This window comes from Mesorhizobium sp. B2-4-17, assembly GCF_006441275.1.
In the GTDB taxonomy this organism is placed as follows: domain Bacteria; phylum Pseudomonadota; class Alphaproteobacteria; order Rhizobiales; family Rhizobiaceae; genus Mesorhizobium.
This window is the reverse complement of sequence record NZ_VFUX01000010.1, coordinates 41,115-66,230: the sequence shown is the minus strand read 5'-3', so window position 1 is coordinate 66,230 and position 25,116 is coordinate 41,115. Positions and strand designations below refer to the sequence as shown.

At 65.4% G+C, this 25,116-nt stretch carries 25 protein-coding genes; 11 read left to right on the top strand and 14 right to left on the bottom strand.

Features of this window, described 5'->3' with window-relative positions:
• Nucleotides 1-286: 286 nt before the first annotated feature.
• From FJ548_RS10085 to FJ548_RS10070, 4 genes are all read left to right on the top strand, one after another.
• On the top strand, nucleotides 287-913 hold the full coding sequence (locus FJ548_RS10085) for a TetR/AcrR family transcriptional regulator (RefSeq protein WP_140777778.1): 627 nt from the start codon (nucleotides 287-289) through the stop codon (nucleotides 911-913).
• Nucleotides 914-1,062: 149 nt separating this feature from the next.
• A complete protein-coding gene (locus FJ548_RS10080; RefSeq protein WP_140777777.1) occupies nucleotides 1,063-2,310 on the top strand; it encodes a tetratricopeptide repeat-containing protein in 1,248 nt (415 codons plus the stop codon).
• A gap of 40 nt (nucleotides 2,311-2,350) precedes the next feature.
• Entirely contained in the window at nucleotides 2,351-3,889 is a 1,539-nt protein-coding gene (locus FJ548_RS10075) for a hypothetical protein (RefSeq protein WP_140777776.1), read from the top strand.
• Nucleotides 3,889-5,397: an aminotransferase class V-fold PLP-dependent enzyme gene (locus tag FJ548_RS10070; RefSeq protein ID WP_140777775.1), complete on the top strand. Its 1,509-nt coding sequence runs from the start codon at nucleotides 3,889-3,891 to the stop codon at nucleotides 5,395-5,397. The genes FJ548_RS10075 and FJ548_RS10070 overlap by 1 nt, the downstream gene beginning before the upstream one ends.
• Nucleotides 5,398-5,423: 26 nt before the next feature.
• Here FJ548_RS10070 and FJ548_RS10065 read toward each other — a convergent pair whose 3' ends face one another.
• From FJ548_RS10065 to FJ548_RS10055, 3 genes are all read right to left on the bottom strand, one after another.
• Entirely contained in the window at nucleotides 5,424-5,729 is a 306-nt protein-coding gene (locus tag FJ548_RS10065) for a hypothetical protein (protein ID WP_140777774.1), read from the bottom strand.
• A gap of 85 nt (nucleotides 5,730-5,814) precedes the next feature.
• Entirely contained in the window at nucleotides 5,815-6,567 is a 753-nt protein-coding gene (locus tag FJ548_RS10060; RefSeq protein ID WP_140777773.1) for a thioredoxin family protein, read from the bottom strand.
• The gene (locus tag FJ548_RS10055; RefSeq protein ID WP_140694546.1) at nucleotides 6,564-6,749 is read right to left on the bottom strand and encodes a hypothetical protein; all 186 of its coding nucleotides are present in this window, start codon (nucleotides 6,747-6,749) and stop codon (nucleotides 6,564-6,566) included. Before FJ548_RS10055 ends, FJ548_RS10060 begins: the two co-directional genes overlap by 4 nt.
• A 115-nt stretch (nucleotides 6,750-6,864) precedes the next feature.
• On the opposite strand from FJ548_RS10055, the gene FJ548_RS10050 reads away from it, so the two are divergent.
• From FJ548_RS10050 to FJ548_RS10040, 3 genes are all read left to right on the top strand, one after another.
• Complete coding sequence (locus FJ548_RS10050) at nucleotides 6,865-8,085, top strand: helix-turn-helix domain-containing protein (protein ID WP_140777772.1); 1,221 nt, start codon at nucleotides 6,865-6,867, stop codon at nucleotides 8,083-8,085.
• Between the two features lie 90 nt (nucleotides 8,086-8,175).
• Nucleotides 8,176-8,808: a PQQ-binding-like beta-propeller repeat protein gene (locus tag FJ548_RS10045; RefSeq protein ID WP_140777771.1), complete on the top strand. Its 633-nt coding sequence runs from the start codon at nucleotides 8,176-8,178 to the stop codon at nucleotides 8,806-8,808.
• A 221-nt stretch (nucleotides 8,809-9,029) separates the two neighbouring features.
• Complete coding sequence (locus FJ548_RS10040) at nucleotides 9,030-9,860, top strand: aldo/keto reductase (protein ID WP_140777770.1); 831 nt, start codon at nucleotides 9,030-9,032, stop codon at nucleotides 9,858-9,860.
• A 77-nt stretch (nucleotides 9,861-9,937) separates the two neighbouring features.
• Here the strand turns inward: FJ548_RS10040 and FJ548_RS10035 are convergent, their stop codons facing one another.
• Together FJ548_RS10035 and FJ548_RS10030 are read right to left on the bottom strand one after the other, a co-directional pair.
• Entirely contained in the window at nucleotides 9,938-10,312 is a 375-nt protein-coding gene (locus FJ548_RS10035; protein WP_140777769.1) for an endonuclease domain-containing protein, read from the bottom strand.
• A 102-nt stretch (nucleotides 10,313-10,414) separates the two neighbouring features.
• Complete coding sequence (locus FJ548_RS10030; protein WP_140611998.1) at nucleotides 10,415-10,720, bottom strand: hypothetical protein; 306 nt, start codon at nucleotides 10,718-10,720, stop codon at nucleotides 10,415-10,417.
• 513 nt (nucleotides 10,721-11,233) lie between these two features.
• Between FJ548_RS10030 and FJ548_RS10025 the strand changes: the two genes are divergently transcribed.
• From FJ548_RS10025 to FJ548_RS10015, 4 genes are all read left to right on the top strand, one after another.
• On the top strand, nucleotides 11,234-12,736 hold the full coding sequence (locus FJ548_RS10025) for an ATP-binding protein (protein WP_140777768.1): 1,503 nt from the start codon (nucleotides 11,234-11,236) through the stop codon (nucleotides 12,734-12,736).
• A gap of 7 nt (nucleotides 12,737-12,743) precedes the next feature.
• A complete protein-coding gene (locus FJ548_RS29800; protein WP_181168749.1) occupies nucleotides 12,744-12,881 on the top strand; it encodes a hypothetical protein in 138 nt (45 codons plus the stop codon).
• Nucleotides 12,882-13,024: 143 nt separating this feature from the next.
• On the top strand, nucleotides 13,025-13,405 hold the full coding sequence (locus FJ548_RS10020) for a cupin domain-containing protein (RefSeq protein ID WP_140611992.1): 381 nt from the start codon (nucleotides 13,025-13,027) through the stop codon (nucleotides 13,403-13,405).
• A gap of 261 nt (nucleotides 13,406-13,666) precedes the next feature.
• Entirely contained in the window at nucleotides 13,667-14,977 is a 1,311-nt protein-coding gene (locus FJ548_RS10015; RefSeq protein ID WP_140777767.1) for a divalent metal cation transporter, read from the top strand.
• 27 nt (nucleotides 14,978-15,004) lie between these two features.
• On the opposite strand, the gene copD is transcribed toward FJ548_RS10015, so the two are convergent.
• The 9 genes from copD to FJ548_RS09965 all read right to left on the bottom strand — a co-directional run bounded on the left by copD (nucleotide 15,005) and on the right by FJ548_RS09965 (nucleotide 24,972).
• Nucleotides 15,005-15,895, bottom strand: coding sequence for a copper homeostasis membrane protein CopD (gene copD, locus FJ548_RS10010; RefSeq protein WP_140694532.1), 891 nt, complete (start codon nucleotides 15,893-15,895; stop codon nucleotides 15,005-15,007).
• An 84-nt stretch (nucleotides 15,896-15,979) separates the two neighbouring features.
• Nucleotides 15,980-16,345 (bottom strand): copper homeostasis periplasmic binding protein CopC, encoded by a 366-nt coding sequence (gene copC / locus FJ548_RS10005; protein ID WP_140611984.1) that lies wholly within the window; start codon nucleotides 16,343-16,345, stop codon nucleotides 15,980-15,982.
• Between the two features lie 176 nt (nucleotides 16,346-16,521).
• Nucleotides 16,522-17,499 (bottom strand): ABC transporter permease, encoded by a 978-nt coding sequence (locus FJ548_RS10000; protein WP_140777766.1) that lies wholly within the window; start codon nucleotides 17,497-17,499, stop codon nucleotides 16,522-16,524.
• 262 nt (nucleotides 17,500-17,761) lie between these two features.
• Nucleotides 17,762-18,733 carry an ABC transporter permease gene (locus FJ548_RS09990; RefSeq protein WP_140777765.1) on the bottom strand — a complete coding sequence of 324 codons (972 nt, stop codon included), beginning with the start codon at nucleotides 18,731-18,733 and terminating at the stop codon, nucleotides 17,762-17,764.
• Nucleotides 18,730-20,304 carry a sugar ABC transporter ATP-binding protein gene (locus FJ548_RS09985; RefSeq protein WP_140777764.1) on the bottom strand — a complete coding sequence of 525 codons (1,575 nt, stop codon included), beginning with the start codon at nucleotides 20,302-20,304 and terminating at the stop codon, nucleotides 18,730-18,732. The genes FJ548_RS09990 and FJ548_RS09985 overlap by 4 nt, the downstream gene beginning before the upstream one ends.
• A gap of 281 nt (nucleotides 20,305-20,585) precedes the next feature.
• The gene (locus FJ548_RS09980; RefSeq protein ID WP_140777763.1) at nucleotides 20,586-21,620 is read right to left on the bottom strand and encodes an ABC transporter substrate-binding protein; all 1,035 of its coding nucleotides are present in this window, start codon (nucleotides 21,618-21,620) and stop codon (nucleotides 20,586-20,588) included.
• An 88-nt stretch (nucleotides 21,621-21,708) separates the two neighbouring features.
• A complete protein-coding gene (locus FJ548_RS09975) occupies nucleotides 21,709-22,626 on the bottom strand; it encodes a sugar phosphate isomerase/epimerase (RefSeq protein WP_246678606.1) in 918 nt (305 codons plus the stop codon).
• Nucleotides 22,627-22,657: 31 nt separating this feature from the next.
• Nucleotides 22,658-24,193, bottom strand: coding sequence for a mannitol dehydrogenase family protein (locus FJ548_RS09970; protein WP_140777761.1), 1,536 nt, complete (start codon nucleotides 24,191-24,193; stop codon nucleotides 22,658-22,660).
• Nucleotides 24,190-24,972, bottom strand: a complete 783-nt coding sequence (locus tag FJ548_RS09965; protein ID WP_140613563.1) for an SDR family oxidoreductase — start codon at nucleotides 24,970-24,972, stop codon at nucleotides 24,190-24,192. The genes FJ548_RS09970 and FJ548_RS09965 overlap by 4 nt, the downstream gene beginning before the upstream one ends.
• Nucleotides 24,973-25,116: the final 144 nt, after the last annotated feature.

Below are 25,116 nucleotides of genomic sequence, written 5' to 3'. Positions count from 1 at the left end.
TTGAGGGGGAGATGGCCGGCAGGCCAGAGGGGGTCGGTTCGACCGGATGCAACCTCCTGCGGCGGAAGGAAGTTGGCGCTTCATGCGGGGCGACCCCCTCTGTCGCCTTCGGCGACATCTCCCCCTCGAGGGGGGAGATTACACGCTCGGCAGTTTGCGGACGTGACATACCGGTTCCCCTGATTATATGATAAAGGCACTCCACTAAAACGGAGGCGCCTCCGTTTATTACGTGGGGGCTGACCCGGCCGGGTTCAAGCCCCATATTTCGACAGTGGAGAAAAAATTGGCCGCAGAGCCGTCGATCATTGCTGAACAGACCGCCACGGAGAGCAAGCCGCTGCGCGCGGATGCCCGGCGCAATCGCGACCGGCTGGTCGAGGTGGCGGCGGAGCTGTTCGCCGAGCGCGGCATCGATGCCTCGCTGGAGGAGATCGCACGGCGCGCCGGCGTCGGCATTGGCACGCTCTACCGGCATTTCCCGACGCGCGAGCATCTGGTCGAGGTGGTCTATAGGCGCGAGGCGGAGGGGCTGTGCGCGGCCGCCGGCGAGCTTGCCCAAAAACATTCGTCAGATGTCGCGCTGGAAGAGTGGATGCGGCGTTTCGTCGATTACATCGCCACCAAGCGCGGTCTGGCGACCAGCCTGCGCATCCTGCTCACCACCAATTCGACGCTGTTTTCCGACACGTCGGGCCGGGTCTCACAGGCGCTGCGGCAATTGGTCGAGGCGGCGGTGGCCGACGGCACCATCCGCGGCGACGTCGACGCCTCGGACGTTCTGCACGCGCTCGGCGGCATCTACTCCGCGCCGGACACGCCGGAGTGGCGCGACCGCTCGCGCCGGCTGGTCAAGCTGTTGATGGACGGCTTGCGGTTCGGGGCGGGGACGTCGACGAAGGCCGATCGCTGACCGAGGCCAGCAGCGGCCAACGCTGCGATCCGCTCGCCGGGCCACAAGGCTCGCACAAGCGCCGGAGCCCAAAGTGCCACTTGCACATCGTGCAGGCGGCGTGGAGGCTGAACCGGCCGTAACCACCGCGTGGCAGAAGGCTTGAGGGCTTGAAAAGCGCGGCAGTTCAAATCGAGACATTCGACGATCAGAATCTCATCACGGGCAAGGCGCCCATCGTGCGGGCCGTCTTCGAGGGGCGGGATATCTCGCCATTGTGGAACGGGCTGTTCGGACGCATTTCCGCCGATGTCACCGATGCCGCGGCATTCCTGGACGTGTCGATCCTGCTTCATGCGATCGGCGAGGAAGACAAGGCGGCGCTCAGCCAGAAGGCGGCGCTCGAGATCAGCCGCCAATACCGGGTCCGCAACGGACGCGGCACGGGCCTGAACGTCCTTGTCTTCATGACGGCCGGCGACTTCATGGCCAACACGCCGATCGAATTCCTGCTCGAGGATTCCGACACGAACCTGCTGCTCTATTATGTCGATGCCGACACGGCCGATCTGAAGGACGTGCCCGAGCATGATGTCGCGTTCGTGGCTGTCGGCGAGTCGGCGGCGAACCTGGCCGTGCTGGTGAACCTCGACCGGCTGCTGCGCCATTGGGCCGGACCGATAGTCAACAACGCACCGCGCCGCATCAAGGCGCTGTCCAGGGACGGCGTCGCCGAGGCGCTGAAGGACGAGCCTTCGATCCTTGCTCCGCCCGCCGCGCGCGTTGACCGTGCCGTTATCGAGAGGCTGGCTTGCGGGGAAATCGAGGTCGGGGCAATCCTCGCGGCGAAGGCGTTTCCGGTGATCGTGCGCCCGGCCGGCACGCATGCCGGCAAGGGCATGGAGAAGATCTCCACGCGATCGGAGCTTTCGGCCTATTTGAGTTCGCACGCCGAGGCCGAATTCTATGTCACGCCATTCATCGACTACAGCGGGACGGACCGCAAATTCCGCAAGCAGCGCGTCGCGTTCATCGACGGGCGCCCCTACGCCAGCCATCTCGCGGTTTCCGAACATTGGATGGTCCACTATCTGAACGCCGGCATGACCCAGCACGAAGACAGGCGTGCCGAGGAAGCGGCGTGGATGGCCAGCTTCGACAACGACTTCGCGGTGCGCCACGCACACGCCTTCGAAGCCCTTCACCGGCGCCTCGGGCTGGACTATTTCGCCATCGATTGCGCTGAACTCGCCAATGGCCGGCTGCTGGTGTTCGAGGCGGATGTGGCGATGATCGTCCATTCGATGGATTGGGAGAGTGTCTTTCCCTACAAGAAGAGCGCCATGCGCAAGCTCTTCGCGGCATTCGAAAACGCGCTGGCACGGCGCGCGGCGCGCGTGAACTCGACGCCGCTTTGATCGCAACCAACTCACCACCGCCCTGACTTCGGAGACCATCATGCCTGCAATTCAGCGCGGGATCCTGCCGGTGCCGATGCGCCCGGACCTGGAAACGGTTGGCCTCCGCGCGGATTCGCCGGCATCCGTTTCATTCCTGCTGCAGACGGGCGGCGACAGACGTATCTGGCCGGACGCGATCACGCGGCGCAACCGGTATGGCACGCGCGCCACCCCGACGGACGACGAGATCTCATTCTCGTCGACGACGGCAAGCAACATCTCCCGCGAAGGGTTCCAGGCGGCCGGTGCCGAGCTCGCGCGTCTCATCGACATCGCGTCGCCTTCCCCTGTCGCCTCCGAGCAATGGTTCGCCGACATCCGGGACCGGATCGCCGGCAATCTCGGCTGCGCGGGCGCGCATGTGGTGCTCGCGGCATCCGGAACGGATGCGGAGCTTCTCGCTCTCTGCATGGTCGCGGGCGTCTCCAGGCGCCCCTTGACCAATGTGCTTGTCGCGCCCGATGAAACGGGAAACGGCGTTCCACGGGCGGCGGCAGGGTTCCACTATTCGGATTTGACCGCCCTCGGCAGTACCGTCGAGGCTGGTGCGCCGCTCGAGGGCTTGCCGCCGGACCGCATCGAGGTGCGCACGATCGCCATCCGCAACGAGACGGGCGAGCCTCGCCATCAGCATGACATCGATGCCGACATCATTGCCACCGTCGAGATGGAGCTGAGGCGGGATCGCGATGTCCTCGTCCATGTGCTCGATGCGTCCAAGACCGGGCTGCCGGCCGTAACCCGACAGGCGGCGCGCCACGTCGCGGCCCTTGCCCCGGGCCGGGTGCGGGTCATCGTCGACGCCTGCCAATTCCGCGGCTCGATCTCGCGCTTGAGGCAGGATCTCGCGGACGGTTTTCTGGTGGCCTTGACCGGATCCAAATTCGTCGCTGGCCCGCCTTTCTCAGGCGCTCTCCTTATCCCTGCGGCTTTTGCCGAGGAACTTGCCGCGAGATCCGACATTCCAGCAGGCCTTGCGGAATACAGCGCGGCGCAGGACTGGCCCACGGCCCTTCGCCAACGGATGCGGTTCGGCTTCAAGTCGGAATTGAACCTGGGACTGGGGCTGCGCTGGGTCGCGGCGCTCGCCCATCTCGACCGCTACGCCGCGATCGACGAATCGCGGCAAAGCCTCGTCAAGGAGCAGTTTGTCCGCCTGGTGCGATCTCGAATCGGTGCGGTGAAAGGCGTCTCGCTGCATCAGGATGATGAAGGCGACCACCTCGGCTCCCGCGCTATGGTCCCGTTGACCGTCATGAACGGGGCCGGCGCTTTTGCGTCGTTCGAGGAGTGCCAGAGCATCCAGCTGTCGATGCGCGGTCTCGATGGGTGGCCGATCTGCCATGTCGGGCAAGCCGTGCGGCTCGGTTCGCGCACGGTCCTGCGCGTCGCCGCCTCGGCTCCCGATGTCATCGGCGTTGCGCAGGCGATATCGGCCGGCCACTCGCTGCATCAGGCCTTCGCTTCGATGGAAGCCAGGCTCGACGTCTTCTTCCACAAATTGTCGGCGGTCCTTCATCATCGGCGAGGCGCCTGATGCCGCGGGCGATCGAGCAGGAGCGCGTGGCGGCAGCAGAAGCGGCCGACACCTCCGGCAGCCTTGATCCATCGGACTGGGATCAGTTTCGCGAACTCGCGCACGGCTTGCTGGACGACATGATCACCCATGTCGAGACGATCAGGCAGAGACCGGTATGGCAGCGGCCCAACGATGAGGCGCGCGCCAGGTTTGTCCGCCCGCTGCCGAAGCAGTCCAGCGAACTGGGCGATGTCCTGGACGACGTGCGCACGCACATCGTGCCGTTCGCCACCGGCAACCTGCATCCGGCGTTCATGGGATGGGTCCATGGCGCGGGCACGCCGATCGGCATGGTGGCGGAAATCGTTGCCAGCGGCCTCAACATGAATTGCGGCGGCCGCGACCATGCCGGTCTGGTCGTCGAACAGCAGATCGTGCGCTGGATGAGCGAGGCGCTCGGCTACCCCGCTGGGGCAAACGGCCTGTTCCTCACCGGCTCGTCAATGGCAAACTTCGTCGCGGCGACGATCGCCAAGACCGAGGCGCTCGGCCAGTCGGTCCGCGAGACCGGGCTGCGCGACTGCAACCGCCAGCTGGTCGCCTATACATCGGCCGAAGCCCATTCCTGCATCGCGCAGGCAATGCAGCTGTCCGGCATCGGATCGGCAAATCTGAGGACAATCGCGGTCGACGATGCCGGGAGGATGCTGCCTGGCGCGCTGTGCGACACTATCGGGGAAGATCGGGCGGAAGGCTTCCTGCCGTTCCTGGTCGTGGGCACGGCGGGAACGGTAAACACCGGGGCGATCGATCCGCTGGCCGAAATTGCTGAAATCGCGTCCAGGGAGAAACTCTGGTTTCATGTCGACGGAGCGATCGGTGCACTCGCCGTGCTGTCCGATTCGCTGCGCGACCTGTTCAGGGGCATCGAGAATTCGGCATCGGTGGCGCTCGATTTCCACAAATGGGGCCAGGTTCCCTACGATGCCGGCTTCCTGCTGGTGCGCGACGGCGATGCCCAGAAGCGCACGTTCGCGCAGCCGGCCGCCTATCTGCAGCGTGGTGACCGCGGACTCGCCGCCGGCGAAACCTGGCCCTGTGATCTCGGTCCGGACCTGTCGCGCGGGTTCCACGCCTTGAAAACGTGGATGACGATCGAAGCGCTTGGAACCGATCGCATCGGCGGCTCGATAGCACACACATGCAGGCTCGCCCGCCATCTCGCCGAAACCCTGGAACGCCACCCTGCAGTCCAGCTGAAAGCGCCCGTGGCGCTCAACATCGTCTGTTTCGGCATTCACGGGGCGGGTTCTGAATTCATCCGCAACCTGGTGCTGGATCTTCAGGAATCCGGCCTGGCCGCGCCTTCGTGGACGAGCCTCAACGGCGAGCTGGTGGTGCGCTGCGCCATCGTCAACCATCGCACGACAAAGGCCGACATCGACGGGTTCGTGGATACTCTCGACAGGTATCTGGCCGATCGCGGCTTTCATCCCGCCGCTGCACCGTCAATTCGCCATCGGTGATCGACGATGCCACGGCGCGAAGGGCTCTATCGGACCTGCCGGCCGGAGATCACCCTCAGCCACGGCGCCAGATGGAAAGCGCTCATCAGCAGATACATCGCCGGCATTCCGGTCAGGGTCGGGCCGGTCAGGGTCGGGCCGGTCAGGATTGGGCCGGTCAGCGGCGAAGCGCCCATGCACAGCATGGCGCCGTCACCCCCTTGAAGGCAGGAGAGCAAGGCCATCAGCGCGAAAGTGGGCGCCGCGGCGAGGCACAGCCAGTCGGCGATGCCGAGGGGCGCGGCATTTTCTTCGGGAGTCGCGCTGCCGATGCCGGAATGGGTATCGCTCATGGTCTTTCCCTTGGCGGTTGCGAGCAGTCGGAATATGGTTTCCTCGACCTGCCGAAGGGGAGAGGAAACCAAGCTGCATACCCCTCTACTTGTCGCCCTTGTCGCGGAAGGCGGCTTCGCCGGCGGCGGCCACTTCGGCCCATTTCTTGTCGGCTCCGGCCTCGTAATTGTCGTGCCAGTTCCACCAGCTGTAAAGCGGGGTCTGGGGGTAGCCTTCGGGCGAGTCTTCCCAGACCTCCTGGCGGCCGAGCGGCGTTGCGTCGAGATAGCTCCAGACCGTGCCCATCGCCTCGTCGCCGCGGTTGTTGATGAAATAGGTGCGGAAGATGCGCTCGCCGTCATGGATGAACACGTTGTGGCGGTGCCATTCGTCGACGCCGAAATCCTTGTCGAAGCTGTCGGTGATCGTGTACCAGGGCATGTCCCAGCCCATCCGCGTCTTCAGCCGCCCGATGTCGGCCTGCGGTGCGCGCGAAGCGTAGGCAAGCGTGGTGTCGCGGGCGTTGAGATGGGCGAGGTGGCCGACCTGGTCGGCGCCGAGCGAGCAGCCGCGGCAGGCATGGTCGGGCCAGCCATAGACGCCGGGCTCGAAGAAGGCGCGGTAGACGATCAGCTGGCGGCGGCCTTCGAACAGGTCGAGCAGGCTCGCCTTTCCATTGGGGCCTTCGAACACATAGGCCTTGTCCACTTCCATCCATGGCATGCGGCGGCGTTCGGCGGCGAGCGCGTCCTTGGCGCGCAGCGTCGCCTTTTCCTTCACCAGCATCTTTTCGTGCGCGGCGTCCCATTCCTGCCGTGAAACGACCGGCGGGGTCTTCATCGTCGTGTGCTTGGTCATTGGTCTTCTCCTTTGTCAGTCATGGCGTCGTTGCGGACTGTCGTTGCCTGGACGTCCTGAGCCAGAATGGAGCCGCGCGGGGCGGGCGGTGCAAAAGCAATGGCATCCGCATCCTCGGGGCCGGCACAGCAGGGGTGGCGCTGGGCACGCCCGGTGCTGCCGTTGGTTGCGTCGGTGGACATTGAGTGTTCTCCGTTGTTGCGCCGCGCTGCCGATGCGGCTTGCTGCTTGGCTGCGGTGACTTAAGTTAGGGCGGTGCTTTGCGGGGGTGGGAGTTACAAGTTTGACGGGATTTGAATGGACTCGCTGATCACGGCGGCGGCGCTGGCACTGGCGGGAGGCGATCCGCTTGGCGCGCTTGACCGGGTCGCCTTGCGCGAGGACGCGCCGGCTCTGGCGTTGCGCGGCATCGCCATGGCGCAGCTCGGCGACTTCGAGCGCGCCAAGCAGCTGTTGCGGCGCGCCACGCGCGCCTTCGGCCCGAAAGAGGCTGTCGCGCGCGCCAGATGCGTCGTCGCCGAGGCCGAGATCGCCCTGGTCTCGCGCGACCTCGGCTGGCCGGCGAAGGCGCTCGACGCGGCGCGCGCGACGCTGGAAAAGCATGGCGACCGGCTGAACGCAGCGCATGCCGGCCACCTCAAGGTGCGGCGCCTGCTGCTGATCGGCCGTCTCGACGAGGCCGAGCATGTGCTGGCGGGGCTCGACCCGACGCCGCTTCCGCCCGCCGCCCGGGCCGCGCATGAGCTTGCGGTCGCCGGTATCGCCATGCGGCGCCTGCGGACCCGGCCGGCGCGCGCGGCGCTGGAATGGGCCCGTAATGCCGCCCTGCAAGCCGGCATTGGCGGCCTCATGGCGGAGGTCGACAGCGCATCCCTTGCCTTGGAGACACCCGCGGCAAGGCTGATCGCGCAGGGCACGGAGCGGCCGCTGCTGCTCGAAGAGGTCGAGGCATTGCAGGGATCACCAGCGCTGATCGTCGATGCCTTCCGCTATGCGGTGTGCAGCGGCGAGACCACGGTTTCGCTGGCGAGCCGGCCGGTGCTGTTCGCGCTGGCGCGTGCGCTCGCGGAATCATGGCCCGGGGATGTGTCGCGCGAGGAGCTCGTGGCGCGGGCCTTCGGCGGCAAGCATGCCGATGAATCGCACCGCGCCCGCCTACGCGTCGAGATCGGCCGGCTGCGCGCCGAGCTTGGCGTGCTGGCGGATATCAGCGCCACCAGGCGCGGCTTCACGCTGGCGCCGCTTCAGGCGCGCGCCGTGATGGTGCTGGCGCGGCCGATCGAGGAACGGCACGCGGCCGTGCTTGCCCTGCTTGCCGATGGCGAGGCCTGGTCGAGCTCGGCCCTGGCGCTGGCGCTCGGAACCGGCCAGCGCAGCGTGCAGCGGGCGCTGGAGCCGCTCGCCGAGGCCGGCAAGGTGCAGTCCTTCGGCCATGGCCGTGCGCGCCGCTGGATGACGCCGCCAGTGGCGGGATTCACGACCACCTTGTTACTCCCGGCACCGCTGCCGAACGGCTAGAACATGGTCCTGAAAGTGGAATCCGTTTTGGGAACGGATCATCTTCCAAAGAAACGGACACGGAAAATGACCACGGTTGAGGACCAGGACATGAAACATTCAGCGGCCGAAATCCTGCGCGAATACGGGCCTTTTTCAGGGGTGGACCAGGTCGCGGGCGTGAGCTTCGACGGCAGGAATGTCTGGTTCGCCTCAGGCGACAGGCTGAACGCGTTCGATCCGGAAAGCGGGCAGGTGCTGCGTTCGATCGACGTCGCCGCCCATGCAGGCACCGCCTATGACGGCCGGCATTTCTTCCAGCTCGCCGGCGACCGTATCCAGAAGATCGATCCCGATACTGGCGGAGTGCTCTCCACCATCCCGGCCCCCGGCGGCGGCCGCGACTCCGGGCTGACCTGGGCCGAGGGCACGCTCTGGGTCGGGCAGTACCGGGAGCGCAAGATCCACCAGATCGATCCCGAGAGCGGAAAAATCCTGCGCACGATCGAGTCCAACCGCTTCGTCACCGGGGTGACCTGGGTGGACGGCGAACTGTGGCACGCCACCTGGGAAGGCGACCAGAGCGATATCAGGCGCATCGATCCGGAGACCGGAAAGGTGCTCGAAAGGCTCGATATGCCGGCCGGCAAGAACGTGTCGGGGCTGGAATCCGATGGCGGCGACTGCTTCTTCTGCGGCAGCGGCCCCGCCGGCGTGGTGCGCGCGGTGCGCCGGCCGCGGTGAGGGTGCAGAGACAAAAGGGCGGACTACGAACCAGCGTCGCGTTCCTTCACACTCCCGTCTGTCAGGCAGGACAGAGGGGGTGCTTCGCGCCACTATCCACAATTGGCATAGTTATATCTCTCGCGAATTTGCCGCCGGCGACTGGCCGTCGTCCCGGGTCGTGCCTAGATAGGCTGCGTCGGGCGATCGCCCGGACATTCCTACGCAAAGGACTCCCCATCATGCCCGAACAAATCACGTTGAACGACGGCGCGACCATTCCTCAACTTGGCCTTGGCGTGTGGCAGGTCGATCATGACATCACCGCGCAGGTGGTGGGCTGGGCAATCAAGGCCGGCTACCGGCTGATCGACACGGCCGAGGGTTACCAGAACGAGGAAGGCGTCGGCGAGGCGATCCGTGGTGCCGCCGTGCCGAGAAGCGAACTGTTCATCACCTCGAAGCTGCGCAACGGCGCGCATCAGCGCGACGCGGCACTTCGCGCCTTCGACGATACGATGACGAAGCTCGGCATCGAGCAGCTCGACCTCTTTCTCATCCACTGGCCGGTGCCCAGCCAGGACAAATATGTCGAGGCCTGGAAGACCCTCATCGAGCTGCGGCAGGCCGGCCGCATCAAGTCGATCGGAGTGTCCAACTTCAACAAGGATCATCTGGAGCGGATCATCGGCGAAACCGGCGTGACGCCCGTCGTCAATCAGATCGAGCTGCATCCGCGTTTCCAGCAGCGCGCGCTGCGCGAGTTCCACGAAAGCCATGGTATTCATACCGAAAGCTGGAGCCCGCTCGGCAGCGGCCGGCTGATCGGCGACGCCACCCTGTCGGCCATTGCCAAAAAGCACGGCAAGTCGACGGCGCAGGTGATGATCCGCTGGCACCTGCAGCAAGGGCTGATCGTCATCCCGAAATCGATCCACCAGGACCGCATCGCGGCCAATTTCGACGTCTTCGATTTCGAACTGGACGCCCAGGATTTGAAGGCGATCGCGGGGATGGATGCCGCTGACGGCCGGACGGGGCCGAACCCGGCGACCGCGGCGTTTTTGTTCTGAGAGGGCGAAGCTGCCAATCTCCCCCCAAGTGGGGGAGATGTCCGGCAGGACAGAGGGGGGCGCGAAGGATCGCCAGCCTATTCGGTCGGTTCAGCCAATCCCGCTGTAACAACAATGTGCTGGCAAACATTGTCGATGTCGCGGATCACATCTTCATTCCAGAACCGCAGCACAGTCCAGTCGTCTTCTTCCAGGCGTTTCGTCCTAAACGCGTCAGCCGCAGCAAGATCCGCATCGCCGTGCTGTGAACCATCGACTTCCACAATCAGTTTCTTCTCCGGACAGGCAAAGTCGACGATATAGCCGGCGATCGGGAATTGCCTGCGAAAGCCCAGGCCCATCAAACGATGCGCGCGAAGCTCGTTCCAAAGCCTCAACTCTGCATCGGTCATGACCTTGCGCATCGATTTGGCGTTTGCGCGGTTCTGTGGAGGCATGGGCGTATGCGGCATGGCTGTCCGGTCGGTTATTGGGGCAGCGCTCTACGGCGCCCCCTCTGTCCTGCCGGACATCTCCCCCACTTGGGGGAAGATCAGCAGCTCCGCCGATGGCCCTTAAATCCCCGAGCCGTCCAACTGCCCGGCGTCATCGCCTTCCCAGGGGGCAGGCATGGAGGCGCGGGCGAGGTTGGCCGAGGGCAGGGGCATCCAGCATTTCAGCTCCGGCTCGGCATATTCGATGACGCGGCCCGGGGAAGAATCAGAGGCGCGCCAGCCCTCTTCGGCAAACTGGTCGGCGCGCGACCAGTAGGCGAGGTCGACTTCCGCCGGTCCCTGTTCGGAGGGACGGACCGTGACCAGAATCCGGCTGCCGTCCTTCGGCGCCGTCGACATGTGGCGCCACCGTTCGGGCTCGTCCATCGCATTTCCTCCTCGCACTTGCCTTGCGCAGTCCGGGCTGGCGGTGGGCATTGCCGGAACTGCCCTTCACATGAAGTGTCGCCTTGCGGTCCGGGCCGGTCAACCCCGGCTTTGCCCCAGACAACGGGTTTTGTGCGCCGTCGGCGCGGCGTCGGGGTATGGCAAGGATGAAAGGTGGCGACCGGCGCATACTTGTGGAGAGAACTTGAAAACGCCGGCCGCCATTTGGGGCGTTGGGGTGCATCACATTGGGGTCGCGATGCAGGGTCAGGCTACGCGGATGCCTGACGGCTTCAATCGGAACGCCGGCCCATGGTGAACAGGTGGTTACTATCCACAGGCTCGATGGTGATCGGTCGGCTGCCCGCCAGTTCCGCCTGGCCTGCTGGCCTCCCCAGGGCAATTCACCGCTCCTCACGGCTGTGCGCAACGCGAAGCCTCTGCCCGGTGCGGCTCGACGCGCCGCGATGGGGTTGATAAGCCCGTCTGCGAAGGGAGAGCCTGAGTCGAGACATGACCGTTGCGATCGAGATGGGCCACACCACGGCGGGCGCACCGGCGAACCTTGATCTCGAGGAGCTGCTGGCGACCCGTCTTCTGGTGCAGGGCAATTCGGGCTCCGGCAAGTCGCATCTCTTGCGCCGGCTGCTGGAGCAGAGCGCGCCCTGGGTCCAGCAGACCATCGTCGATCCCGAAGGCGACTTCGTGTCGCTGGGCGAACGTTATGGCCATCTGGTGATCGATGCCGAGGAGCATACCGAGCGCGGCCTGCAGGCGGCCGGCGAGCGGGCGCGCATCCATCGTGTCTCCACGGTGCTCAATCTCGAAGGGCTCGATGCCGAGAACCAGATGCGGCGGGCCGCCGCTTTCCTCGGCGGACTGTTCGAGGTGGCGCGCGACCACTGGTATCCGATGCTGGTGGTGGTGGACGAGGCGCAGCTGTTCGCGCCGGCGGTGGCCGGTGAGGTGTCCGACGAGGCGCGCAAGCTTTCGCTCGGCGCCATGACCAATCTGATGTGCCGTGGCCGCAAGCGCGGGCTGGCCGGCATCATCGCCACACAGCGGCTGGCCAAGCTCGCCAAGAACGTCGCGGCCGAGGCGTCCAATTTCCTCATGGGCCGCACCTTCCTCGACATCGACATGGCGCGCGCGGCCGATCTCCTGGGCATGGAGCGGCGCCAGGCGGAAGCGTTTCGCGACCTGGAGCGCGGGCAGTTCATGGCGCTGGGGCCGGCGCTGTCGCGGCGGCCGCTCGGCCTGCGCATCGGCCCGACCGATACGAGCCCGCGCAACGGCACGCCGCGGCTGATGCCGCTGCCGGGGGCAGCGCTCGAGGACGCGCGCGCGATCATCCTGGCGGCACCGCCGCCCGAGACGGTGCGCGCGCCGCGCCGGACGGCGTCGCCTGATCTGCTCGACCAACTGATGGCGGCGAAATCGGCGGCGCTGGAAATCCGGCCCGAGCCGGTGGAACCGCCGATCAGCGCCGAGGATCTGGCCGAACGGCGCGAGCGGGTCGACCGCGTGCTGCGCGCCGTGCTGGCGGAGCCCGATGCCGGGTTCCGCGTCATCGGCGTGCTCTACCAGGAATTCGTCGTGCGCTGCCGCATCGAGGGGCTGGCTTCGGTGGTGCCCGATCTGCCCGCGTTCCGCCGCATGCTGACGCGCGCCCGTGCCGGGCTGGGGTCCGAGACCACCGAGGACGATGCGTGGCGCGACGTTTCGGTCTGCGCCTCCCTGCTCCCCGACGACATGCAGGGCGTGTTCATGATGATCGCGCGTGCGGCGAAAGAGGGCTGGCCGTGCCCGAGCGACGCCGCGATCGCCCGCGCCTATGGCTCGCATTCGCTGCGCCGGGCCCGGCGTCTCCTGACCTATATCGAGGAGCAGGGCCTGATCGTCTGCCAGGTCGACGGCACGGGCAAGCGCACCGTGACGCTGGTGGAACTCGCCTGGGCCACGGCGCCCGGCGATCCCAATGCCGAGGAGGCGGAGCAGGGCAGCCTGGCGCTGTGAGGGGACTATGACGCGTTCAGCATCCGGCGGATCGCGCAGGCTGCCCGACGGCAATGTTGCCCGTCTGCGAGCCGGCTTCCGCAAGAGCTGGCGGAACGGCGCTGGCACGGCGGCGGTCCTGAGGTCGCTCATCGGCTTCTGGTGAGGGTGGCGCGGCCGCCAGTTGTCTCCAACGAGGCCGGACCAGGCCTGTTGCATTAGCGAACGCTGATGAAATGGTGTATGGATGCGAAAGCGGTCCCCGGCGATCGCGGTGTCGGGCTCCGCTTCAAAAGATGGGAGGATGCCATGGCCGAAGCTGCAATGAACGTCACGAAACTGGAAGCCAAATCGCATGACAAACCGGACGAGGTGCGCTCGCCCGCCAAGACGCGCGTCGAGGTGGTGCGGCTGCCAGGCTACACGCTCGCGCGGATGAACATGGAGCCAGGCTGGCGATGGTCCGAATGCGTGAAGCCGGTGGTCAAGACCGACAGCTGCCAGGTCTCACATGTCGGCTATGTCGTGTCCGGGACAATCACCATCAAAATGAAGGACGGGACGCAAAAGACCTTCAGTGAAGGCATGTCCTACACTATCCCGCCCGGCCACGACGCCTGGGTGGAAGGCAAGGCACCGTTCCAGTGCATCGAAGTGCTGAGCGCCGAACAGTACGCCAAACCGGTCTAGGCTCGATCCGCGGATCAGCCTGCCTTTGATAAGTCAGCGCTGGAAGCGCTGTAGTGGCCAAAAGAACGACGCGCCGGTCAGACCAATTCAGCCAGCACGGAACTTGGTCGACCGGCGCCTGGGCTTGGTAAGTGGCCCAAGCCATAAACCAGCACGAGCGCAGTCTCAGTGCCGATGGCTCGCACCTTGGTAAGCCACGCTTTTTATTAGCACTTATGAAACCAATGTGGTCGGCCGTCGTTGAGGGGCGCGAGGGCAATCATGACCGATCTCAGCGCCAAAGTCGCCAAGGACCAAAGCAACGTCTTGGCAAAAGGACCATTTCAGCGCCTCCTGCGGACCATCGGCCCGGGTTTCATCACCGGCGCCTCCGACGACGATCCCTCAGGCATCGGCACCTACAGCCAGGCTGGAGCGCAACTCGGGTTCTCTATCAGCTGGACGCTTCTCTTCACTTTCCCTCTCATGGCGGCGATCCAGGAGATAGCGGCGCGGTTAGGCCGAACCACGGGGCGGGGCATATCCGGCAATCTCTGCCGGCACTACCCGGTTTCGCTATCGTGGTTTGTCGTTACGCTGGTGTTTGTCGCCAACGTCGTCAACATCGGGGCTGATCTCAGCGCCATGGGCGACGCTCTAAAGCTCCTGGTTGGTGGCCCGAGCTCGCTTTATGTCGTCCTTTTCGGTGCGATTTGCATCTCGGCGATCGTGTTCCTGAACTATTCGAAATACGTCACCGTCCTCAAATGGACGACACTCAGCCTGTTCGCTTATGTCGGTGCCCTTTTCCTCGCGCATGTACCATGGGGTGAGGCGGCAAGCGGCATTCTGATTCCCCGCATAAGCTGGAACGAGACCTTTTTCACGACGCTGCTTGCAATCCTGGGCACGACCATTTCGCCTTATCTGTTCTTCTGGCAAGCCTCGGAAGAAGTCGAGGAACAGCAACTCGATCCCAAGGCCAAGCCACTCCGTTGGGCGCCTTGGCAGGCCTCGCCGGCATTTTCACGCATCCGTGCCGACACGCTGATGGGAATGGCCTTCTCGAATCTGATCGCGATCGCCATTGTCATCACCAGCGCCGCGACCCTGCATAAGGCCGGGGTGACGGATATCGGTTCTTCGACAGACGCCGCAAAGGCCTTGGAGCCGGTGGCCGGCCGTTTCGCGTTCATAATCTTTGCCGCTGGAATCATCGGCACCGGGCTGCTCGCGGTGCCTGTCCTCGCCGGCTCAGCCGCCTATGCGGTGGGTGAAGCTTTTCGCTGGCCAGTCGGTCTTGAGCGCCGGCCCAAGGAAGCTGTCGCCTTCTACGCCACCCTGGCGAGCGCCGGGGCCTTGGGGATGGGGATCATGTTTACACCGATCGACCCCATCAAGGCGCTTTACTGGAGTGCCGTGATCAATGGCGTCTGTGCGGTGCCGGTGATGGCGGTCATGATGCAGATGACGCATCGCCGGGAGATCATGGGAGAATTCCCCGTGCAAGGCTGGCTACGCACGCTTGGATGGTTATCCACGCTGGTCATGTCGCTCTGTGTCCTGGGCCTGGTCTTGCAATGGGTGCTCTGAGCTTCTCGCCATGGTGAGGCGACTCGATCAGTTCCCGCCAATCGGATCGAGCAAGCCGAAGATCGAGACGAGCAAGATCGCGGCAAGGCCGAGGCCTATCTCGGCCAGCGTGCCTGTCCGGATTGCGGCGAGGGCGGAGGCGCGATGTCGGCCGAGGCGCGGCACGAACCAATAGCGGTTGAGGATCGCTGCCGCCGTCATGAGGAAGACGACGACGATCTTTGCCGTCAGCAGCGCCCGGTAGGTAGGGGAGATGCCGAGTGGCCAGCCGACGATGAACAGGCTATTGCCGATACCGGACAGGATCGCAAGCGCGACAGCCCAGTGGCCGGCGGTCGAGAAGCGGCGCAGCGCCACCGTCGCGTCGGCCTTGAAGGGCGGCTGGCCGAATTGCGCGAGCACAATGAGCAGCGGCGGCAGCGCGCCTATCCATGCGCCGGCGGCAAGCACGTGCAGGACGTCGTTGAGCGGATGAACAACGCCTTGCCAGCCGTCCTGCATGACCGCATGTCCGCTGAAGGCGAGCGCCGCCAGACAGAGCGCTGCCGCGCCGGCGGTCGCCGCCGTCTTGAAGCGGGCAGGAGACAATTGCGAAAAGACAAGGATGACGACAGCCGCGAGCTGCGCCAGCCATGCCGTTCCGACGCTGGTCGTCATCAGCACATCGGTCAGTACCCGCCCGTTCACCGCATCGGTCCAGCCGTCGCCGATCATGGCGGTCTGGATCGGCAGGGCGAGAAGCGTGGTGGCCAGCGCAAGCCCGACCGCAACGAGGCGGGAACCAGCCAGCCGGTCGGCGATCGGCCCGGCCAGGCGCCGAGGCACAAGCGCCGCAAGGTAGCCGAAGCCGCCCCAGAGCATCATCAGCGCCGCATCGTGAACGAAGCGGCAGGCCATGAGGAAAGTGTCCGGCATCATCGGGCGGCCGGGGGAGGCAACATTGGGCGGTCCGTCATCACGAAAGCGAAAAGAGGGGGCATGATCGTGGGCCCCTTTGATCGATCACGGCTTCACGGTGAACTTGTAGTCGCCATGCGTCTTGTGGCCGTCCCGCGACAGCGCATGCCACTCGACCTTGTAGGTGCCGGCGGCGAGCCCGGCGGGAAGATCGACCATGAACGTCTTGTCGCCGTCCATCAGCATGTCGCCGTCGGTCTCGACTTGCTTCTTGTCCGGTCCGGTGACGTTTACGCCGGTGAACTTCAGGTTGAGCTCCTCGCTGAATTTGAGATCAAGTTCGGTAGGAGCATCTTTCACCGTGCCGTTTATCGGCGGCTGGGCAGCTTCCAGATGGGCATGGGCACAGGCGGTGCTCGAAAGCGTGGCGGAGGCGGCGATGAAAGCAGCTGCGAGCAAGATGTTGCGCATGGATCTGTTCCTTGGTGTCCTAAGAACGGGATAACGCGACATTTCCAAGCCCAAGAGCAAGGCATTTAAGGCCAAGGCGTCAAACAAACGCGTGATCCGGGCCTGCACCGCCCCTCGCGAATTGCAGCCATCGGGCGGCAGGTGTCGGCTTCCGGCTCGAATCAGCCGTTTGTTCTCTATCGCTCCTCCACAATCCGCAGATACGCCGCCGTCACGAACAGCACGATCAGCCCGAACAGGATCCGTCTCGCACCTTCCGGCATCTGCAAGATCGTCAGCAGCGTCGTCAAAACGGTCAGGATGAGTGCGCCGATGATGGTGCCGGTGTAGCCGCCGCGGCCGCCGAAGATGGAGGTGCCGCCGATCACCGCGGCGGCGACCGAGGGCAGAACCAGCGGTTCGGCGAGCGACAGGGACGGGGCCTTGATCAGGCCGATATAGAGCAGGCCGGTTATGCCGGCGAGCACGCTCGAGGTGATGTAGAGCGCGGTGATCACCTGCCAGTATTGCACGCCGGAGAGGCGCGTGGCGCGCTCATTGTCGCCGACGGCGTAGAGCAGACGGCCGAAGCCGGTGCGCGCCAGCGTGAAGACGATGAGGGCGGCCAGCGGCACGTATAGCAGCAGGGCGTTTGGGAAACCCCAGGTGACGCCGGTGCCCAGCCAGTTGAGGAAATCCGGTATCCTGGCGCCCGACGCGATCACCGTGCGCTGGTAGACCTGCAGGCAGCCGGTGCCGATCAGGCTGGTGCCCAGCGTCATGATCAGCGGGTGGACGCGGAAGACGCCGACGCCGATGCCGTTGACCAGGCCGATCAGCACCGCCGGCATCATCGCCAGCAGGAACGCCACGGCAGGGTCCTGGTTGACGATTTGCGTCGCCATGATGAAGGCGCTCATCGTCGCCACGGTGCCCACCGACAGGTCGATGCCGCCGGTCAGCATGGTCATGGTCTGGCAGCCGGCGAGGATCGCCAGCGGAATGGCGAATTTGATGGTGTTGGCGATCCAGCGCTCGTTGACGATGCCGGGGCGCAGGATCTGCAGGATCACCACCAGGATGACGAGCAGGATGACCAGCGGCCGGTCGGCCATGAAGCGCTTTATCCGGCGGCCAAAGGGAACGGGCTGGGGCGTGATCGCGGTGGTGCTCATGCGGCGGGGCCTCGCGATGGGGTTGGGCCGATGGTATTCTTGGAGGAAGGCGCTCTACGGCGCCCCCCTCTGTCCTGCCGGACATCTCCCCCACTTGGGGGGAGATCAGCTGTCATCGCGGCTTTCGTCAATTGTCCACATTGCAAGATTGAGCGGAGCGCCGAAGCTGCCAATCTCCCCCCTGGCGGGGGAGATGTCCGGCAGGACAGAGGGGGGCGCGAAGGATCGCCGACATCCCGCTCCGCCAGCATCACACCCTTCATCATTGCCGCCCCCGCATCGTGATGAACGCCCCGAACATCACCACGGCGACCATGATCAGGCCTTCGATGATGGCGGTGACGTTGGGGTCGATGGCGAGCAGCGTCAGGTCTGTGCGCACCAGGCGAAGCACGAAGACGGCGACGATGGGGCCGAGCAGGCCGCCCTTGCCGCCGCCGAGTGCCACGCCGCCCAGTACGACGGCGGCGACGCTGGCCAGGAGATAAGGGCCGGGGATGGGGGCGCCGATGCCGGTGCTCATGGTCAGCGCCAGTCCGCCGAAGGCGGCGAACAGGCCCGACAGCGCATAGGCGACGATGCGAGTGCGCTTGACCGGTACGCCGCTGCGGAACGCCGCCAGTTCGCTGGAGCCGATGGCGTAGATGGACAGGCCAAGGCGCGAGCGCCGAAGCGGTATCCAGATGATCGCGAGGCAGACGATCAGCACCAGCAGCGCCTTCGGGACCCAGGCGTCGATGGCGTCGGACAGGCCCGGTATCGGCACGGTGCCCGAGATCAGCGCCTTCAGCCACTCGGCGGCCGCGCCGCCGGGCGCTTCGAGCACCAGGAGGGCGGCACCCTGCAGCACGAAGAGCATGGCGAGGGTGACGACGATGTCGGGCACGCGGGTGACGACGATGAGCAGGCCATTGAGCGCGCCGAGCACGAAGCCCATGGCGAGCACGAAGGGCACGACGAACAGCGCGTATTCTTCCGATGCGCCCGCCATCATCGAGGCGGCGGTGACGCTGGTCAGTGCCATCATGGCGGCGACCGACAGATCGATACCGCCGGCGATGACGACCACGGTCTGCGCGGCGACGGCGAAAGCGTAGGGCAAAACGGCGCGCGCCAGCGAGCCGAAATCGCCGCTGCCATAGCCCGGCTGGATCAGCTTGGTGACAATGAACAGAACGATCAGCAGGGCCAACAGGCCAATCACCCAGCCCTGACGGCGCAGGAAATGGCTCATGGCGCGGCCTCCGGCGTATCGGAGACATTGGCCGACGTCGAATCCGATGGATTCGCCGAGGGATCAGCCAGAATGCCGATATCGGCCTTGGCGCCGCGCGGCAGGCCGTAGGCGGCGCGCATCAGCGCCGGCTCGTCGGCCTCCTCGACCGGGAAGATGTCGACGAGGCGACCGCCGAAGATGACGATGACGCGGTCGCAGACGCGCTGCACCTCTTCCAGTTCGGACGTATAGAACAGCACCGACTTGCCGTGGCCGGCGAGCTCGCGCAGCAATTTATAGATCTCCTGCTTGGTGCCGACGTCGATGCCGCGCGTCGGGTCGAAGCACAGGATGGTGCGGGCATCGGCGGCGATCCAGCGGGCGATCGTCACCTTCTGCTGGTTGCCGCCGGACAGGCGCTGCACCTCGCCTTGCGCACGGGTGTCGATCTGCAGCCGCTGGATGGCGCTGAGTACCGTGGCGCGCTCCCTGCGCATACGAATAGGCCCCCAGTTGCGAAGAGCCGCACTGAAGGGAAGGGCGATGTTCTCGCGCACCGAACGCTGCATGGCGAGCGCCTCGGAACGATCGCCCGGCACATAGGCGATGCCGGCACGGATGGCGTCGATGGGGTGAGAAAACTTCGCCGGCTGGCCGTCGACCTCGATCGTGCCGCCAGATGGCTTGATCGAGCCGGCAAGGGCTGCGAACAATTCGTCCTGGCCCTGGCCTTCCAGTGCCACGACGCCGGCCACCTCGCCATCGGCGAGATCGAAGGAGACGTCGCTGAGCTTGGTGCCGACGCGCAGATTGCGTACGGCAAGCCGGGGGCGGGCAGGGGCGGGCGCTGCCTTCTGGGCGGCGGTGCGGGCGGCGACGTGGGTCTTGACGATGCGGGTGCCGAGCATCAGCTCGACGATCTTTTCTTCCACGCCCGGCTCGATGTCGACGACGCCGACGGTTGCCCCGTCGCGCAGCACGGTGGCGCGGTCGCACAGCGCCGAGATTTCGACGAAGCGGTGCGAAATGAAGATCACGGCGCGGCCGCTATCGCCCTGGCGGCGCACCACTTCCAGCACTTTTTCGGCGAGGTTGGCGGGCAGTGCCGCCGTCATCTCGTCGAGCAGCAGCACATCGGGCTCGACGGCGAGCGCACGGGCGAGGTCGAGCACGCGCAGAATGGCCAGCGGAATGTCGCGCGCGGTGTCGCGGAGGTCGAGATCGGCAATGCCGAGTTCGCGCACCCAGGCGCGGAACGGCTCGATAGGCGTGCCGGTGAGCCGCAGATTGGACAGCACGTCGAGATCGGGGATCAGCGACGGCTCCTGGTAGACAGGCAGCAGGCCGGCGCGGCGCGCGGCGGCGGGCGAGCGTATGTCGCGGGCCTCGCCACGGATCAGGATGTGCCCGGCATTGGCTGAAATCGCTCCGGTCAGGATCTTCACCAGCGTCGACTTGCCGGCGCCGTTGGCGCCCATCAGCGCATGCACCTCGCCCGGTAGCACGGACAGCGACGCATTGCGCAGCGCGGCGACCGCGCCGTAATTCTTGGCGACGCCGGAGGCGTCGAGGAGGGGATTGGTAATCAAATCGTTCGGGTCTCGTTCCAGAAGCTAACGCCGGTGCTCCACGGCGCCCCCCTCTGTCCTGCCGGACATCTCCCCCACTTGGGGGGAGATTGACAGTTCCGGCGCCGGCTCTCGCCTTGCACCGTTGAAAAGTGGCGAAAGCGAAGTCGCAGCTAATCTCCCCACCTGTGGGGGAGATGTCCGGTAGGACAGAGGGGGGCGGCGTGGAGCGCTAACCTATCAAACCCTGCATAGCGAGAATGGCAACCGCCATTCTCGCTATGCAATTCAAAGCAGCCCAACTACTCGCCCGGGCCCTTGCAGGCGACGATCTGGTCCTTGGTGTAGGTCGTCCAGTCCGGGATCATGATCGAGACCGGCCATTCGGGGCTGAGCGAGGGGTCGGCGGCGGCCTTCAGCTTGGCCTTGCCTTCTTCCGTGGCGTTTTCCCACAGCTGCGGCTGCACCAGCACGGTGTGCTCCGCCGGCTTCTTGCCGTCGAGGATCTGCAGCGCCAGTGTGACGCCGGCACCGCCAATCGAGCCGGGATTGGTCACCGCCGCACCGACGAGGCCCTTGACCGAGCTCAACTGGCCGACGAAGCCGGCATTGTCGGCACCGACGATCGGCACCAGCGGCGCCTGCGATTCCACCAGGGCGTCGACGATGACGTTGTCGATGCCCGAGGTCCACACGCCGTTGAACGGCGTGCCGGTGGCCAAGAACGACAGCATCTGCTGCTTGGCCTGGTCCTGCTGCCAGCCAGTGAAGACTTCCTGAGCGACCTTCACATTGGGGAATTCGGCCAGCGCCTTCTTGAAGCCTTTGTCGCGATCGCTGTCGGCGGAAGCGCCGGCCGCGCCGCGCATGTAGAACACTTCGCCCTTGCCGCCCATCTGCTGGAACAGCCACTTGGCGCCGAGATAGGCATATTGTTCCTGGTTGTTGGAGATGATGTAGGCCGATGGTTCGGTGACCGCCTGGTCGACGGCGACGACGACGATGCCGGCCTTGGTGGCTTCCTCAAGCCCCGCCTTGATGCCGGCCGGATCGGCGGGGTTGACGACGATGGCGTCGACCTTGGCGCTGATCAGGTTGCGGATGTCTTCCAACTGGCCGGCGGCATCGGTGTTGCGGTGGGCGATGTTGAGTTTTGCCACTTCGCCGGAGGCCAGCGCCTGCGCTTTCATGGCGCAGACCATCTCCTCGCGCCAGCCATTGCCCTGCACGGTGTTGGAGATGCCGATCGTGTATTTGCCGGCGGCGGACGAGACGCCCACCGAAGCCAGCAGGGCAGCACCCGCAAGCAGCGGGACCATGGTCAGGGTTTTCTTCATTTCAGTACTCCTCCACATTGTTTTTCAGTTCCAGTTCAACTCGTTAAAGCACGCCGCTGACAAACTGAGTCACGCAGCGCGCTTTAATTCATTTGACGAAGGGGCGCAGCACGTCGCGGGCAAGCAGGAAGCCACGCTTCACTTGATCGTCGCTGCCTTCAAATCGCCTGTCCTCGTGTTCGATGATGATGGATCCGTCATAACCGGCACGATAGAGTCCGGAGAAGAAGCCGCTCCAGTCGACATCGCCCAGCCCCGGCATGCGCGGCACCTGCCAGCCTATGCCAGCCGATAGGATTCCGCGCTCGTACAAACCATCATGATCAATCATCAGGTCCTTGGCGTGGACATGCAGCATGTAGGGGCCGAACTCCCTGATGAAGCGGGCCTGGTCGATCATCTGCCAGACCAGATGCGAGGGGTCGAAATTCATGCCGATATCGCCGCCCCAGGTCTCCAGGATCCGGCGCCAGACCTGCGGCGAATAGGCGATGTTGTGACCGCCCGGCCATTCGTCGTAACTGAAGATCATCGGGCAGTTCTCGAAAGCGAGCTTGACGCCATGTCCGCGCGCGAAGGCAACGATCTCGGGCCAGATTTTCAGCGCGTCCTGCCAGTTGACATCGACGGGCTTGGAGGCATCGCCGCCGCAGAAAGTGTTGACCACCGGCACGCCCATATTGGCGGCCAGCACGATCACCTTCTTCAGATGGGCAATAACCGCCTCGCGGTGCGCGGCATCGGGATGCAGCGGGTTGGGATAATAGCCGAGGCCGGAAACGGAAATGTTCTTGTCCGCCAGCGAGGCGACGATCTCCCTGGCCTGTGCGGGCGAGGTCGAGGCGGCGTCGATATGGCTGGTGCCGGCATAGCGGCGGCTGGCGCCGGAGGATTTCGGCCAGCAGGCGATTTCCAGCGCCTCGAAGCCGACCGAGCTGGCCCAGCCGGCGACATCGCCAAGCGGCATCTCCGCGAAGGGTGCGGTGAGCAGTCCAAGTTTCATCATGCCTCCCCTGGCCGTGGCTCACGACCGATGCCTATAATGCCGATTGTTTGGATCGCTTCAACCTCGCGACCTCATCTTGTTCAAGACTGTGCCGGACGGCTGCCATTGGATCGCCGGAAAGCAGCTCGCCCAGCGCCGAAATCACGGCCTCGCGAAATGCAGCGTTCGCGGAAAGGCCGGGGTCGAAAATCGTGTCGATGGCCAGGATGGCCGAAGCCAGCGCCGGCGCATCGCGGCCGGTGGCGTCGGCGATCGCGGCGACCTTGCCGGCATAGGGATCCGACACCGGCCAGAGCTTGCCGAAGCATTCCGAGGCCTGGATCAGATAGGCCATCCAGCCGGCGACCGGCACCGAGAGCAGTCTGACGCTGGCGCCCCGGCTTAGCCGGTCTCGGATCGGATTGAGCAGGCGCTGGACGATCTTTTGCGAACCATCGGTGGCGATCTGGTGGTTGCGGTGGCGGATCGCGGTGTTCTTCAGCCGGCCCAGGCTCTGCTCGACATAGGCCAACGGCTCCATGGCGGGCACCGGCATCAGCGTCGGCAGTGTCTCCTCGACCAGCATGCGGCGCACGAAGACCGACAGCAGCGGGTCGGCGATGGCATCTGACGTGTGTTCGAGCCCGGCCAGCACGCCGAGCGTGGCGAGCGTCGTCTGCGCACCGTTCAGCACCCGCATCTTGAGATGCTCGAACGGCGTGACATCGTCGACGAAGGTCGCGCCGACCAGATCCCAGCGCGGCATGCGACCAGCGAACTTTTTCTCGATCACCCACTGCCGGAACGGCTCGCCGACGGCGACGGCGCCGTCATGATAGCCGAACCATTGCTCGACGCTGTCGAGATCGTCCTGCGTCACCGCCGGCGCGATCCGATCGACCATGGCGGAGGGGAAGGCGGCGTTGGCCGCGATCCACTCGGCGAGACCATTGCCGCGCCGTTCGGCAAAGATCCGCACCACGGTCTCCAGGATGACGCCGTTGGTCGGTATGTTGTCGCAGGAGAGCAGCGTCAGCTTCCGCCCATGCGCGGCGCGGCGCAGTTCGAGCGCCCGCGTGAGGATGCCAGGCACGCTGCGCGGTGTCTCCGGGTTGGCAAGGTCGTGGGCGATGTCGGGATGGCCGAGGTCGAGTTCACCAGTCGACGGGACATGGCAATAGCCTTTCTCGGTCACCGTCATCGTCACCAGGTCGATGTCGGGCGAGGAGAGCACGTCGAGCGCGGGTGCCGCGTCGTCCTGGCTGTCCACCACCTCCACGATGCTGCCGATGACACGCGCCTCGACATGGTCGTTCTCGCGGATCAGCCTGGTGTAGAGCCCGCTCTGGCGGCCCAGCGTCCCGGCGAGATGAGGCGGTCGGATGTTGATGCCGACTATCCCCCAGCGGTCGAACTGAAGCGCAAGCAGGTCGTCGGTGTATTCGGCCTGGTGGCAGCGGTGGAAGGCACCGACGCCCAGATGCGCCATGCCGGGTTGGAGCGCGGCGCGGTCGTAGGCCGGCCTCTGGACGGTGGCGGGAAGCCTCTCCAGCAACTCAGGCCCGAGCGTTTCAGGCGAAGTGTTCACCGGTTTGCCCCGATCACCGACTGTTCCTGATCGATCACGGCGCCGGTCATCGGGCCGGCGGCGTCGGAAAGCAGGAAGACGGCAAGATTTGCGATATCGTGTGGCGTCAGCAGCCTGCCGAATGGCTGCGCGGCATTGGCGGCGTCGAGCCAGCCCGGACCGTGGCCGAGCGTCTCGGCCTGCATGACGCGTTCGGCGGGCGTGTCGGTCCAGCCGACATTGATGCCGTTGACGCGGATGCGGTCGAAACGGTGGGCGTTGGCGGCATTCTTGGTCAGCGTCGCCAGCGCGCCCTTGGTGGCGGAATAGACGGCGAGTTCGGGCGCGCCGCAATGCGCGTTGATCGACAGGATGTTGAGAATAGCGCCGCCCTGTCCGCGCTTCTTCATGTCGGCGATGACCGCCTGCATCAGGAAGAAGGGCGCGCGGGCATTGACGGCGAACAACGAGGCCCAGTCGTCGAGGCTGGCATCGAGGAAGGAGGCACGGTCGGTGAGGCCGGCGGCGTTGACGAGACCGTCGATGCGGCCGAACCGCTCTATGCAGGATTGCGCCAGGAGGGCAGGGGCTTGCGGATCCGCAAGGTCGGCGGCGACGAAGACGGTCGGCGTGCCCAATTGCGAAAGCTCCGCCGCCACGGCGTCGCCACGCATCTTGTCGCGGCCGGTGACCAGAAGGCCCGCCGCGCCGGAGCGCGCCAGCGTCTCGGCGATGGCGCGGCCGATGCCCTGCGTCGACCCGGTGACCAAAATCACCTTGCCGTCGAGCCGGATCTCCATTCCTCCTCCCGGAACAAAGTTTCTATTTTTTGAAATATGGAAGGATGGTTCCCGGTAGTCAATCGCTGTTAGCTGGCGCTGCCCCTCACCTGCCTGCCGGCATCCTCTCCCCGCAGAGCGGGGAGAGGGGCGCTCTCACCGCCG